This is a genomic window from Rhodococcus sp. WY5 (assembly GCF_018588185.1).
Lineage (GTDB): Bacteria > Actinomycetota > Actinomycetes > Mycobacteriales > Mycobacteriaceae > Rhodococcus_F > Rhodococcus_F qingshengii.
This window is the reverse complement of the sequence record NZ_JAAMPR010000001.1, coordinates 1,842,484-1,855,520: the sequence shown is the minus strand read 5'-3', so window position 1 is coordinate 1,855,520 and position 13,037 is coordinate 1,842,484. Positions and strand designations below refer to the sequence as shown.

14 protein-coding genes are annotated in these 13,037 nt (G+C 62.3%); 5 read left to right on the top strand and 9 right to left on the bottom strand.

Annotated elements, in window-relative coordinates:
• The first annotated feature begins 74 nt into the window (after positions 1–74).
• Positions 75–1,190 carry an NDMA-dependent alcohol dehydrogenase gene (locus G4D79_RS08495; protein ID WP_099697104.1) on the top strand — a complete coding sequence of 372 codons (1,116 nt, stop codon included), beginning with the start codon at positions 75–77 and terminating at the stop codon, positions 1,188–1,190.
• Between the two features lie 58 nt (positions 1,191–1,248).
• Here the strand turns inward: G4D79_RS08495 and G4D79_RS08490 are convergent, their stop codons facing one another.
• Positions 1,249–2,199, bottom strand: coding sequence for an alpha/beta hydrolase family protein (locus tag G4D79_RS08490; RefSeq protein ID WP_003940156.1), 951 nt, complete (start codon positions 2,197–2,199; stop codon positions 1,249–1,251).
• Between the two features lie 246 nt (positions 2,200–2,445).
• Entirely contained in the window at positions 2,446–3,036 is a 591-nt protein-coding gene (locus G4D79_RS08485; RefSeq protein ID WP_058038291.1) for a heme-binding protein, read from the bottom strand.
• Between the two features lie 184 nt (positions 3,037–3,220).
• Between G4D79_RS08485 and G4D79_RS08480 the strand changes: the two genes are divergently transcribed.
• A complete protein-coding gene (locus tag G4D79_RS08480; protein WP_030536467.1) occupies positions 3,221–4,390 on the top strand; it encodes a sensor histidine kinase in 1,170 nt (389 codons plus the stop codon).
• Entirely contained in the window at positions 4,387–5,016 is a 630-nt protein-coding gene (locus G4D79_RS08475; protein WP_058038293.1) for a response regulator transcription factor, read from the top strand. Before G4D79_RS08480 ends, G4D79_RS08475 begins: the two co-directional genes overlap by 4 nt.
• 21 nt (positions 5,017–5,037) lie before the next feature.
• On the opposite strand, the gene G4D79_RS08470 is transcribed toward G4D79_RS08475, so the two are convergent.
• The 6 genes from G4D79_RS08470 to catA all read right to left on the bottom strand — a co-directional run bounded on the left by G4D79_RS08470 (position 5,038) and on the right by catA (position 10,278).
• A complete protein-coding gene (locus G4D79_RS08470) occupies positions 5,038–5,403 on the bottom strand; it encodes a hypothetical protein (protein WP_003939951.1) in 366 nt (121 codons plus the stop codon).
• 17 nt (positions 5,404–5,420) lie between these two features.
• Positions 5,421–6,884, bottom strand: a complete 1,464-nt coding sequence (locus tag G4D79_RS08465) for a benzaldehyde dehydrogenase (protein WP_099697106.1) — start codon at positions 6,882–6,884, stop codon at positions 5,421–5,423.
• A 154-nt stretch (positions 6,885–7,038) separates the two neighbouring features.
• Positions 7,039–7,986: a helix-turn-helix domain-containing protein gene (locus G4D79_RS08460; RefSeq protein ID WP_235867752.1), complete on the bottom strand. Its 948-nt coding sequence runs from the start codon at positions 7,984–7,986 to the stop codon at positions 7,039–7,041.
• A gap of 6 nt (positions 7,987–7,992) precedes the next feature.
• Entirely contained in the window at positions 7,993–8,274 is a 282-nt protein-coding gene (gene catC / locus G4D79_RS08455) for a muconolactone Delta-isomerase (protein WP_003940264.1), read from the bottom strand.
• 13 nt (positions 8,275–8,287) lie between these two features.
• Positions 8,288–9,409, bottom strand: coding sequence for a muconate/chloromuconate family cycloisomerase (locus tag G4D79_RS08450; RefSeq protein ID WP_099697107.1), 1,122 nt, complete (start codon positions 9,407–9,409; stop codon positions 8,288–8,290).
• A gap of 29 nt (positions 9,410–9,438) precedes the next feature.
• Positions 9,439–10,278 carry a catechol 1,2-dioxygenase gene (gene catA, locus G4D79_RS08445; RefSeq protein ID WP_003940427.1) on the bottom strand — a complete coding sequence of 280 codons (840 nt, stop codon included), beginning with the start codon at positions 10,276–10,278 and terminating at the stop codon, positions 9,439–9,441.
• A 199-nt stretch (positions 10,279–10,477) separates the two neighbouring features.
• On the opposite strand from catA, the gene G4D79_RS08440 reads away from it, so the two are divergent.
• On the top strand, positions 10,478–11,248 hold the full coding sequence (locus tag G4D79_RS08440) for an IclR family transcriptional regulator (protein ID WP_003939932.1): 771 nt from the start codon (positions 10,478–10,480) through the stop codon (positions 11,246–11,248).
• Here the strand turns inward: G4D79_RS08440 and G4D79_RS08435 are convergent.
• Positions 11,245–12,183: an AraC family transcriptional regulator gene (locus G4D79_RS08435; RefSeq protein ID WP_099697108.1), complete on the bottom strand. Its 939-nt coding sequence runs from the start codon at positions 12,181–12,183 to the stop codon at positions 11,245–11,247. The genes G4D79_RS08440 and G4D79_RS08435 overlap by 4 nt on opposite strands.
• 273 nt (positions 12,184–12,456) lie before the next feature.
• Between G4D79_RS08435 and G4D79_RS08430 the strand changes: the two genes are divergently transcribed.
• Complete coding sequence (locus tag G4D79_RS08430) at positions 12,457–13,026, top strand: flavin reductase family protein (protein ID WP_099697109.1); 570 nt, start codon at positions 12,457–12,459, stop codon at positions 13,024–13,026.
• The last annotated feature ends 11 nt before the right edge of the window (positions 13,027–13,037 follow it).

Here is a 13,037-nt window from a genome sequence, read left to right as displayed (position 1 = left end):
GCCTCGAGCCCGTCCTGAACTCTCGAGTAGACAACTGAGGAAGCCGAAGAACAACTCTTACCTCAGGAGATACCTTGCGCACTCGTGGAGCCGTCATTCGCCAAGCACCAGGCACATACGAGGTGGTCGATCTCGAACTCGATTCACCCCGCAGCGGCGAACTCACTGTCAAAATGGTCGCCTCAGGCCTGTGCCACTCGGACGATCACATCGCCAGCGGCGACCACGGAGTCGGCCGCTACCCCATCTGCGGCGGACACGAAGGCGCCGGAATCGTCGTCGAGGTCGGGCCGAACACGGAAGGATGGTCCGAGGGCGATCATGTCGTGTTCTCGTTCCTCGCCGCCTGCGGCCGTTGCCGTTGGTGTGCAAGCGGAATCCAGAACCTCTGCGACAACGGCGCCGCAATCATGACTGGCAGCAGACCCGGCGAAACCTCGAGTTACAGAATGTCTCTCGACGGTCAGCCCGTCGCACAAACCTGCGGCCTGTCCACCTTCAGTGAATACACCACGGTCAGCACTCTCTCGGCTGTGAAAGTCGACAAGCACCTGCCACTCGACGCTTTGTGTCTGCTCGGCTGCGGCGTCGGAACCGGTTGGGGCGCCGCGGTCAACTCCGCTCAGGTGTATCCCGGGCAGACTGTCATCGTCATGGGCGTCGGCGGAATCGGAATCAACGCGGTGCAGGGCGCCTCGCATGCCGGCGCCGCCCACGTGATCGCGGTGGACCCGGTTGCGTTCAAGCGCGACAGTGCATTGAAGTTGGGCGCCACCCATGCCGTGGCCACCATGGAGGAAGCCACCGACATAGCGCGCTCGTTCACCAACGGCCAGGGCGCGGATTCGGCCATCGTCACCGTCGGTGTCACCACCGGAGGACATGTCGCGCAGGCATTCTCGTCGATCCGCAAGGCAGGAACCTGCGTCGTCACCGGCCTCGGGAAGATGACGGACGTCGGAATTCCCGTGAGCCTGATGGAACTCACGCTGTACCAGAAGAGAATTCAGGGATCCCTGTTCGGTGCATCCAATCCCACCGCCGACATTCCCTGGATGATCGATCTATACACCAGCGGCAAGCTCGAACTCGACGGACTGATCACCAACAGGTACACCCTCGACCAGATCAACGACGGTTTCGCCGACATGCATGCCGGTCGCAACCTCCGTGGAATCATCACCTTCTGAGCGAGTTCTCTCCGGACTTTCGATCGAGAGCAAGTCCGGAGAGATCCTCACTACAGCTTCACCAGGCGTTCATGGTGTCGAGGATTTGTCCTCTGGCCATCCACAATTCAGCAGACCAATACGGCCACGAGTGAATTCCGGCGGGCGGAAAGCTGTACGTCGCTGGGATTCCCAAGGATTTCAGGCGAATTTCGAATGCACGCGCGTGCACCCACGAGAGCGCCTCGAGCCCCATACCCGTCGCCGTGTGGAAGTAATCGATCGGCGCAGAGGGATGATCGTACGGTCCCGGGATGCCGTTGGACGACGAAATGTACATCGACAGTCCGCGAAGCGATTCCGCGTTGACGAACGGGTCGTTGCGAAGCCATCCGGATGACCACGGCGGGCCCCACATCGAATCGACATTGTACCGGCCGGCGTCGAACATGGCTACGCGGATCGCTTCACGCATACCCGGACCCGAGATATTGATGTAGCCGGACAGCGAGCCGGCGAACTTGAACTGATCCCGATGATGCCCCGCCAGGTTCAACGCGGCACTGCCGCCCATCGACAACCCGATGATCGCATTGTTGGTTGGTGAAACGCCATACCCTGCAAGGAAGTCCGGAAGCTCGCGGGTGAGGAACGTTTCCCACCTGTACGTTATCGGCTGAGCGTTGAAATTGGACGGCGCGTACCAATCCGTGTAGAAACTCGACTCACCGCCGACCGGCATCACCAACGTGATGTTGTCATTGCGGTACTGATCGAGTGCGTTCGTTTCGAAACTCCAAGCATTTCTGTCGTTTTGCGCGCGAAGACCGTCGAGCAGGTACAACGCGGCGTTGCCACCGCGCGCGGCCCACTGCACCTGAACCTTGATGTTTCCCATCGAAGACGGGACCCACAACTCGTCGTACCCACCCCATGGCGCCGAGCGCGCCGGAGTAGCACTCGCGGCGGTCGGACCGAACATACCGCCGAGCAGGAATATCGACAACAACGCCGCTACGAGCACCCGCACCCGCCGTGTATTGCGTTCGGGCAACGTGAATCTGATTCTCTGCAAGGTTGTGTCTTTCCCCGAAACTGCGCATCAAGAAACTCGCTTCGGTAAGTGCATCGTCGGTTCCACTGTCGACGTGTTTGTCCCTTTCCGGGGGCTCCGGTGTTACAAAGTCGAGGTCATCGCAACAATCGGACAACTGTCGTGCCGAGCGAATCCAGGTGGCGAAAAGCACAATTCACGAAGCACGCTGAATGCGCTCACTCAGCCGAGTGACGAAGCGATCGCATCACGACCTGCGGCAGCACACGCTTGGTCCTGCATTCCGTCTGGAGCGCCACCGACACCGATACCGGCGATCGACCCGGCTCCAGCCTTCAATGTGACTCCACCTGCAAGGAAGAGAGTGCCGGGAAGGTCGGCGATGGTTGATCCTTCGCCTTTGGTACGCTGCGAGAGGTCACTGGTGTCGGCTCCGAAAGCTGCAGAGGTGTATGCCTTCTCGCGCGAGGCTTCCACCGTGTGCTGGGCTGCGTTGTCGCCGCGCACCATGGCGATGACATTTCCCGCGCGGTCTACGACGGAGACGGTGACGAAGCCGAGACCGTCGGCGCGGCATTTCGCCAGGGCCGCACCAGCAGCCTTCACTGCTGCGTCGGCACTGAGTCGATTCTGAGTGACAATCGCCGAATCACCGGTCGCAGCAGGCTGCTGCGTGGCAGTAATCGACGTCGTGCTCGATGCGTTCGCCACCGGTGTTTCGGTGGTCGAGCATGCGGCGCTGGCAAGGATTGCGACAACCGGAACGGCGACAGCGAGCGTACGGGGAAGTCGTGTGTAAATGCGGTGGTTCATATCGGGCACACTTTCAGTCGAATGATTCGAAACCGTCCACTACAGCGTCGCGTCCGGGTGCGGGTGCGCACATCGGGCGCTCGGGTGACGAACCGTGCCCCCTACGGCTACCCGGATATCATCCGAATGGTTGATACGACGGCCTGGTGCCCTCCGTAACATTCGAGGGATGAGTAACGGAGCCATGAACGCCGACGCCGAACGCGGCCTACGCGGCCCGTTGGCGTATGCGATCCACGCGTCGTTCTTCGTACTGCTGTCTACATCGGGAGTTCGGTACGTCACAGTCCACGGGACCAGCGGTCGGTTCGGGGTGGTACTCGTCCTGGCCGTGGTCCTCGCCCTGCTCTACGCCGTCATGGCCACGGTGTCCTCGCGAGATGTGGTTCGCCAACGGCTGTGGATGTGGCCGGTACTGAGCGCATGGGCAGCGCTGGTCTGGCTTGCCCCGAGTTTCGCGTGGTGTGCGTTTCCCGTTCTCTTCCTCTGCATTCGTCTGTATCCGAGCAAGATCGCCTACCCCCTCGTCGGGATCCTGGGCGTCCTCGCCGGTATCGCGTTCTACCGGGTCACCGGTCGTGCCGAATTGGTGACACTTCTCGGGCCGCTGTGCACCGCGGCACTGGTCGCGGCCGCGTACGGGCAGATGGAACGAGATGCCCGAGAACGCCTTCGGCTTCTGCGTCAGGTAGCAGAAGCGCAATCTGCATTGGCAGATACCGAACGCGCTGCCGGCGTTGCCGCTGAGCGAGAGCGCCTCGCGCGCGAAATCCACGACACCGTTACCCAGGGACTGGCGAGCGCCCTTCTACGGCTCGAGGCAGCCGAACAAACGTGGAATACAACGGGTTCGCCGTCTCGAGCCGATGTCGATGCCGCAGCAGAGAACATCCGAACGAGCTTGATGCAGAGTCGCGACCTCGTCCACGATCTGGCGCCGACCAAGGGCGGTACGGGCGACTTCGACGCCTTGGTCGTGGCCGCCGCCCGCCAGTTCGTCCCGGCCGTTCGGATCCGCACCGTCGGTGAAGCCGTCATCTTGCCCTCGGACGTAGCTCATGCCGTCGTGCGAGTGGTCTCGAGCGCGTCCTCCAACATCGCCCGCCACGCTCGCGCCGAAACGGCGGGCGTGACGATCACGTATCTCGACCACTCCGTCTCCGTAGACATCTTCGACGACGGCGTCGGCTTCGATCCGGGAAAGCTCGCCGACCATTCTCGGTACGGTGGATACGGCCTGCGTGCGATGCGAAGCCGCGTCGCACAGCTCGGCGGATCGTTCACCGTGGAAAGTGCACCGGGAGACGGCACCGTCGTCGCGGCCCAGTTCCCTCTCGAACGGCGGATCCGGTGACCACCACCATTCGCGTGTTCCTCGTCGACGATCATCTGGTCGTGCGAGCCGGGCTGAGAGCGCTGCTGAACACTCAGCCGGACGTCGAAGTAGTAGGCGAAGCATCGTCCGGCGAGGAGGCGGCCACGGCGATACCGTCGGCCTCACCGGATCTGGTGATGATGGATCTGGACATGGGCACCGGCATGCACGGTGCAGAAGCGATCAAACGCCTGCGAAGCGACGGTGTCGATGTTCCCGTACTGGTTTTCACGACGTATGACACCGACGCCGACGTCGTGCGGGCCGTGGACGCCGGTGCCATCGGTTACCTACTCAAGGACTCGACTCCTGACGAGATCTTCGGCGCGGTGCGCGGCGCGGTCGCCGGGCGCAGCGTCCTCTCCCCCGCCGTGGCCTCTCGTCTCGTCCAGCAGATGCAGCGCCCGCAGGAAGCGCTCACCGCCCGTGAGTCCGAACTGCTCAGCCTGCTCGCCGAGGGGATGACCAACCGCGAGCTGGGTAAAGCACTCTTCATCAGCGAAGCGACGGTGAAAACACACCTCGGGCACATCTACGCCAAACTCGGTGTCGATACCCGCTCTGCCGCAGTGTCCGTCGCACTCCGTCGCGACGGAATACGCTGACCTCGGTGGCGGCCGAACAGCTCAGCCGCCCATCGCCTTACGCACTCCGTCGATCAGTTCGAGGAATTCGGCCTTGGGAGCAAAGTCGACATACTCCGAGTCGTCGATCGCTCCGGGAACGTGACCGGGTGCCCAGTAGAACACGTCGCCGGCATCGTAGGTTTGCCGACCTGCTTCGGAATCTGTGTAGATCCTTCCTTTCAAGACGTATCCGTAGTGCGGACATTGACAGCGCCCGCCTTCCAATTGTGCGAACGGTTCGGCGAAGTCTGCACCAGCAGGAATTTTGACGAAGTTGACGATCATGTCGCCTTCTTCTCGCATCCGCAATTCGAATTCGCCGTCCTGCAACACGATGGGAAGATCGTGAGCCGAGATGGTGTGCATAGGAGTACCTTTCGACTTCAGAAGGGGAAGGTCTGCGCCGCTGGCCGGCTGGTTCGCCACTGCCAGGTGGTGAATTCGTCCCAACTGCTTTGAGTTCCGAATCTCGCGCCGTTTCCGGAGGCACCCGTGCCACCGAATGGTGCATAGGCATCGTTGTTCAAAGTCTGATCGTTGATGTGCACGATGCCGGTACGCAGTCGGTCCGCGATCCGCTCGCCGCGTTCGACCGATCCTGTTTGAATGGCAGCAACCAGACCGTATTCGCTGTCATTGGCCGACCTGACTGCCTCGTCTTCGTCCTTGACGATCACGACGGGCGCCACGGGCCCGAAGATTTCTTCACGGAACGCGGGCATGTCCGAGGTGACTCCGGCCAGGACGGTCGGCTGATAGAAGAGCCCTTCGTATGTTCCACCGGCGCGGATTTCGGCGCCGGCCGCCTTGGTGCCCTGGACGATTCGATCGACGTTCGCAATCTGCCGCGCGTTGATGAGCGGTCCGAGAGCGACGTCGCCTGTATTGGGATCCCCGACCGGCAGGACCGCTGCGCGCTTGGCCAGCAGGTCCAGGTACTGATCGGCGACCGATTCCAACACGATGTGGCGGCCTGCGGTCATGCAGACCTGCCCCTGATGCAGGAACGAACCCCACGCGCCCGCCGAGCTCGCGGCATCCAGGTCTGCGTCGTCGAGGACGATCAGCGCATTGTTCCCACCCAGTTCCAGCGAGACACGCTTGAGCGTGCGACCGGCAGTTGCCCCGACCTGACGGCCGACGGCGGTCGAACCCGTGAAGGACACCATCGCGATGCTCGGGCTCTCGCACAATGCCTGACCAGGTTCCGCGTCACCGGCGAGCACATGCAGGAGGCCTTCGGGAAGACCTGCGGACGTGAACAATTCCGCGATGACCGCACCCCCGCTGATCGCGGTTTGAACATCCGGCTTGAGAACGACGCCATTTCCGAGCGCCAAGGCGGGGGCGACAGCGCGCATGGCGAGGAGAAGCGGGAAATTCCACGGGCTGATCACGCCGACCACACCCAGGGGCACCCGGCGACCGATGCTCGTGCGCCCCTCTTGGCTGGCGGGCAGAAGGTGCCCGAACGGCTGTGTCGGCAGTGCCGAGGCTTCCCACAGTTCGGAGATGACAAGATCAACTTCGAATGCGGCTTTCCCTGGTACGGAACCACCTTCACGGATCAACCAGCGCTCCACCTCGGCTCGCTCGGCTTCCAAAATCTGCGCTGCCTTACGGATCACCGAAGCGCGAGCCTGCCCGATCGTCGCCGCCCACGCCGACTGCGCGGCCGACGCGATGTGTGCCGCTCGATCGATATCCGCAGCAGTCGCCGTGCCGATCACACCGAGCACCTCGCCGGTAGCCGGTTCGAGCGACTCGACGGTGTCACCGCCTCCGTCGATCCATTGGCCGTCGAAAATCTTTCCGTGCCATTGCTGATGAGCGAGCAGATTCGTCATGCGTTCCTCGATTCGTAGCTTTCGCTGCGGTCCTCGCTGTTCGTGGACCTGAGCTCTTCGCGAGCCTGAAAAAGCGATCTGAAACACACTCTGCCCCGGTATTCGGGCTCCCAGTTGTCGTGATCGGACACGTTTGTTGTTCGGATGCGACAGATCAGTGACGTTCGCGGGCGTTCGGATCAGGCGAGTTACGTACTTCCGACGGCGCCGCACCGAATTCCGCTTTGAACGCACGCGAAAACGCTGGTGCGTCATGGAAACACCATCGTGCGGCCAGGATGGAGATCGAATGACCCCGCAGTGAGACGTCGGTGAGATCGCGGCGTACGCGGATCAACCGTTCGCGGCGAATCAGCGCACTGAGGGTCAGATCCCCGTCACCGAAGTGACGCTGAACGGTTCGCGGCGACAGGTGCAACGCACCGGCGATCGACGCGACCGAGAGGTCTGGTGAGTCGAGATTCCGAAGCGCATATCGCAAGATCTCCTCTCGCGTCGAACGTCCGGGTGTCGCGGGCGCAGATCCTTGCATCAGAACTGCCGAAGCGAGATTGACTCCAGCATCTCCGAGAAGCCCGGCTGCGCTGCCGTCGACCTGGGATGCAACAGCGCCCGAGATGAAATTTTCCAGCAATGCACCGGACCCACGCCGACCGTCGTGGGTGCGCTCGAGCGCGCAACTCAGTTCTCGCTCGGTCAGACTCACCGCACTGCGCGGTAGGGTCATGACGGTGCACGACCAGTGACCGTCGAAACGCAGCGCGTACGAATGCTCGACGTCGTAGAGAATCATCGCGCCGGGCGGGGCCGTCAACTCGCGGTCCGATTGGCGCAGTATCGCGCTCCCGGTTCGGACCGTGCAGATCTTGAGCAGATCACTACCGTGTCGCTTTGCTGCGCGTGCGCTCCGCCGCAGTATCTGCGGTGAACCGGAGATGTCGAAAGCGCCTACGTCCCCGAGACTTACACCGCTGACCGTACCGACAGGCGCGGCATCGACGGAACTCTCGGGGCACAGGCCACCGAAGGTCTCCGACATCTCGCAGTGCCACTGCTGCACAGATTCCGGCAGGCTCGGAGGCGTGGCAGACACGGCAGACACGGCGAGCTACTTGATCGAAGATCCGTGCTGCGTCAACGGCATGACCTCGATGGTCATGTACGGGAACAGGGGCAGGTTCCAGAGAATCTCATGGAGTTCGTCAGCCGACTCGACATCGAAGATGCTGATGTTGCTGAACTGTCCCACAATTCGCCACAGATGCACCCACTTTCCCTGTCGCTGAAGGTCTTGCGAGTACGCCTTCTCCGTTGCGACGGTATCGGCGCGTACCTCCGGATCCAGGTCGCGCGGAATATCGACGTCCATCCGAACGTGAAAGAGTGCCATGTTCTTCTATCCTCTAGTTCCTGGTCCAGGTCTTGACGGCGTCCATGTTCAGTTCGACTCCCAGGCCAGGTCCGGCGGGGAGGTGCAACTGACCCTCGGAATACTTCAGGGGTTCCTGAAGCAACTCTTCACTGAAGAGCAGTGGGCCGAAAAGCTCTGTTCCGAAGTTGATTCCGGGCTCGGCGCACGCGAAGTGCAACGAACCGGCCGTGCCGATCGGGCCTTCGATGGACGTCGCACCGTGGCACGCGATACCGGCGGCCTTGGCAATCGCGACGATGTCGCGGCTGCGCTGGAGGCCACCACATTTGGTGGTCTTGAGGGCGATGACATCGGCGGCGCTCCGGCGGGCGATTTCCAGAGCGTCGTGTGGGGTCTGCACACTCTCGTCGGCCATGATCGGAATCGGTAGAAGCCTACTGAGTTCGGCGAGGACCTCGATTTGGTCTGCCGGAGTGGGTTGTTCGATCAGTTCGACTCCACCCTCGGCGAGTTGCGGCAAGTACCGCAGGGCAGTGAAGCGATCCCACCGTGCGTTGACGTCGACACGGACTCCGGCGTGGCCGTCCAGCGCCTGCGCGATGCTGACGATGCGCGCGACGTCGACCGCCGGATCGAGTGCTCCCATTTTCAGTTTGAAGCTGAAATTGAGCCGGGATTCGAGCTTTTCGTGAGCTTCTTCGATGATCTCGTCCGCCGGCGCAGCACCCAGTGCCCACGTGACGTCGACACTCTCGCGGAAAGCCCCGCCGAGGAGCGTGTGCACGGGGACTCCCAGGCTACGCGCCCAGGCGTCGTGCAACGCCACGTCGACTGCGGCCTTCGCGAATCGTGCATTGGCAACAACTTTTTCGATGTCGGCCATGATCACGGTGATGTGATCCACGCGTCTGCCGACCACCACCGGCGCGATGTACTTCTCGATGATGACCTGCATCGTCTCCACCGATTCGCCACCCCACCACGGCCCGCCCGGAACGACTCCTTCGCCGTATCCGATCACCCCGTCGGAGGTGCGAATCGCGACCAGCAACAACGGCTGCGCCGTCATCGACGTGGTGGCGAACTTGTGGGGGCGAACCAGCGGAACGTCGAGGATGGTCGTCTCGATGGAGACGATCGACAGGTCTGTCATCAAATCACTTTCTTCAGAGCAGTTGTGGATCAGGCCGGATCGAGCACGAAGTCGTATGTAACCCGGTTGGTTCCGTCGGCACCTGGCTTCGGATCGAGAATCAGTTCGGGCTTCGTCGCCGTTGCCACGTCGTTCTCGATCCACTCTCCATCCTTGAAATAGAGCTGGGTGGTGATGGTGCGCTTACCGGGAGCCTTCACCATGAGGTGCAGGTGAGCCGGACGCCACGGGTGCCAGCCGGCCTTCTCGATGAACCAGCCGGTGGGGCCGTCGGTCGGGATCTGGTACGGCGCAGGCTGAATCGTGGTGATCTCGAAGCGTCCCTCGTCGTCGGCGACGATCGTTCCGCGGAGATTGCCGTCGGGGATGTGCGGCGCGAAATGGGAGTAGTAGCCTTCGTCGTCCGCGTGCCAGAGTTCGACGGTTGCACCGCCCAACCCCTTGCCGTCGAGATCGCGAACCTGGCCCTCGAAGACCAGCTTCGATCCAACCTCGTTGTCACGCATCGGAAGTTCACACTTGGCAGGCAACGTCTTGGCATCGGCAACGTAGTACGGGCCCTCGATGCTTCCCTTGGTGCCGTGCTGGCCGCGGTACGCAACCTCCTCGACGTTGTGCTCGAGGAAGACGTCCAGCCACAGGGGCCACTCGCCGAACTGGCCGATGTCGATGAGCCACTGCTTGAGGACGCGGTACTCGGGGTAGGTGATGCCGTGCTTGTCGATGACGCCTGCGAGTGCCTCGAGCACGTCCTTGGCGATGGCCGAGACGCGTTCGGGCGGGGTGTCCGCGCTGACTCGTTCCTGGAGGAACTTGTCGGTGGCGGCAGTACCCGAACCTACTGCGGTGGGGCTCTCGGAAGTGGTCATGTGGTCCTCCTCGGGGCCGTATGTGGCTGTTACCGGGTGGGTGCCGTACTGCTGGGCTGCGTCGGCTCCCCAAGTTTGGGTTGTACGCTCTGCGTACATCTGTTACGCTGTGCGTACGCTTGTACTGTGCGCCCAGTCACAAGGTTTGTCAACATTCGAAGGCGCCGATCGGGCATACCCGCAGATGAAAGGCCATTCCGTGAGCGAGAACGATCGCGATTACATCCAGAGCATCGAGCGTGGATTTGCTGTGCTGACGGCCTTCGACGAGAAGAACCCCAACCCGTCGCTCGCCGATCTTGCCGCCGAAACGGGTCTCTCCCGCCCAGCGGTCCGGCGCATCCTCCTCACGCTGCAGAAGCTCGGATACGTCACCGGCAACAACAGTCGGTGGTCGCTCACCCCACGCGTTCTGAGCATCGGGCAGCACTTCTCGGCATCACATGCCTTGACGGAGGCGGCGCTCCCTCGTCTGTTGGAGATCGCAGAACACACCCACGAGTCGGCGTCGCTCGGGGTGCTCGACGGTGTCGACGTGGTCTACGCCGCGCGTGTACCCGTCCGGCGGATCATGAGCATCAACGTCAGCGTCGGCACCCGAGTGCCTGCATATGCCACCTCCATGGGTCGAGCCCTGCTAGCTTGGGCGCCAACCGAAATCGTCGACAACGTCATCGCGAACTCCACGTTCGACGCCCTCACACCCACCACGATCACCGACGAAGGCGCATTCCATACCGCCCTCCGGGTGGTGCGCGAGCAGGGATACGCGCTCACATCGGAGGAACTGGAAGACGGCCTGATTTCCCTCGCTGCTCCCGTCCGCGACGCCGGTGGAAGCGTCGTCGGAGTGACAGCGTGTTCGACCTCGGCCGGACGAACATCCCCGGAAGCTTTCCGCGCCGACGTCGCGCCTTTCCTCGTCGAAAAGGCGAACCAACTCAGCGCGGACATGGGGTACCGAAGCTAGCGCCTCAACACCTCGGAAGGCAGCAATCCGTACTTACGCCGAAAGGACGACGCGAACCGTCCGGTGTGCGTGAAACCCCATCTCACAGCGACATCGGTGACCGTCGTCGAGTCGTCGGCATCCACCAGATCTGCATGGACCCGCGCGAGACGGATGTCGAGCAGGCATTCCGACGGACTCCGGCCCACGTACTGCCGAAATCCCTCCTGCAATCTCCGTACGCTGACGCCCGCCACCTCCGCCATCTCGGCTGCGGTCCACACGCGGGCCGGGTCGTCGTGCATCTCGTCGAGCACCCGCTTGACGATGCGTGGCCTGGCGTGTCGCACCGCGTCCTCGCTTTCGGGCATTGCGGCAAGGACGAATGCCGTGACCACGGCGCCGGAGAGCTGACCTGCCACCAGTTCGTTGTGCAGCACGCCGACCGGGCCGAGTATCTGATCCGACAGTGAGCGAACAAATTTCAGCCATCTGGCTCCGTCGTCGCCCCGAAGATCCACCTGATCAGGCAAGTGCATTCCGGGTCGACCGAGAACCTTTTCCATCTCACGGTCGAGGTACTGACGGTCCATCCGGACTCCGACGATCTCGCAGTCCGCACTCCACCGCGTAATTCTTGTCGTGATGTCGGGTGGACATACCGTCGCAACACCCTGCGTCGAGAGCACGTGCGAGCCCGCGAACACCGACTCGAGCTCGCCCGAGAGCGGGATGTTCACCCCATAGGCACCGGGATGATCGGATTCGACGGCGACGTCTGCTCCCCACCGAATATGAGCGATCCTCAGCGGTCCCAACTCGGTGGTGCACACCCCGACTCCACTGGCCGCATGCGGAGACAACGGCGTCAGCGTGTGCGGAAAGTAGGCGTCCGAAACCGCATGACACGCCTCGTCCCAGTCGCGGGGAGCTGTACCGATCATGGAGTCGACCATCGTCCTTCTTCACCTTCCAAACCCGTGACCAGCCACATTGCCGAGCAAGGGCGCTGAACATCATTGAACACTGTGTCCCCGGTCACTTCCAAGAGAAAACGGGTACGGGCCGCGATCGGGTGCGCAATCCGGATAGCCACCGCGCTGTACGGATCGACCGAAGCCTGCGCCCGCCGTACGTTCGTCTTCACTCCCGGCGCGAGTCGCCCACTACTTCCCTCCCGCACTTCGCGGCACTCTCACTCAACCGCCATCCGACAAGGAGGTCCGGTCATGGAACAAAATCAGCTTCGAGGAATCTTCGGTCAATTCGCGAGCGGCGTCACCGTCATCACCTGTACCAATGCCGACGGTCAACCACACGGAGCCACGGTCACCGCATTCACGGCCATTTCCCTGGAACCACGGCTGTGCCAGATCACGATGACTCGCAAGTCCAAGGCGTGCGGCTACCTCGGCAACGCGCCGTTTGCGGTCAACATCCTTGCCTCCGACCAAGTGGACGCGGCCATGCATTTTGCCGGCCGACCGCAGCGCACCGAACCGAGGTGGATCGACGGACCGACCGCTCCCCTGCTCGACGGCGCCGCAGCAACCATCTCGTGCGTCCCGTGGAGGGAGTACGACGGCGGTGACCACATCATCTTCATCGGCGAGATCGTCGACGCTCAGTCGAGTGGCAAGGATCCGCTTCTGTTCTACCGAAGCACTTTTCACGATCTAGGCGCTACCTCGTCGACCACAGTCTGGAACGGAAGTCAGGACGACCCCCACAGCGGCTGGTTCGACGCCACCACTTCGTTCACCCCGATTCATCTTCAGCCCGCACCCCAAACGATCTGAAAGGCTTTGCC

What these genes read in the sequence shown, in the direction of transcription:
- G4D79_RS08485 (WP_058038291.1), bottom strand. Translation starts at nt 3,036, where the DNA reads ATGAACCACCGCATTTACACACGACTTCCCCGTACGCTCGCTGTCGCC.
- G4D79_RS08480 (WP_030536467.1), top strand. Translation starts at nt 3,221, where the DNA reads ATGAACGCCGACGCCGAACGCGGCCTACGCGGCCCGTTGGCGTATGCG.
- G4D79_RS08470 (WP_003939951.1), bottom strand. Translation starts at nt 5,403, where the DNA reads ATGCACACCATCTCGGCTCACGATCTTCCCATCGTGTTGCAGGACGGC.
- G4D79_RS08465 (WP_099697106.1), bottom strand. Translation starts at nt 6,884, where the DNA reads ATGACGAATCTGCTCGCTCATCAGCAATGGCACGGAAAGATTTTCGAC.
- catC (WP_003940264.1), bottom strand. Translation starts at nt 8,274, where the DNA reads ATGGCACTCTTTCACGTTCGGATGGACGTCGATATTCCGCGCGACCTG.
- G4D79_RS08450 (WP_099697107.1), bottom strand. Translation starts at nt 9,409, where the DNA reads ATGACAGACCTGTCGATCGTCTCCATCGAGACGACCATCCTCGACGTT.
- catA (WP_003940427.1), bottom strand. Translation starts at nt 10,278, where the DNA reads ATGACCACTTCCGAGAGCCCCACCGCAGTAGGTTCGGGTACTGCCGCC.
- G4D79_RS08435 (WP_099697108.1), bottom strand. Translation starts at nt 12,183, where the DNA reads ATGGTCGACTCCATGATCGGTACAGCTCCCCGCGACTGGGACGAGGCG.
- G4D79_RS08430 (WP_099697109.1), top strand. Translation starts at nt 12,457, where the DNA reads ATGGAACAAAATCAGCTTCGAGGAATCTTCGGTCAATTCGCGAGCGGC.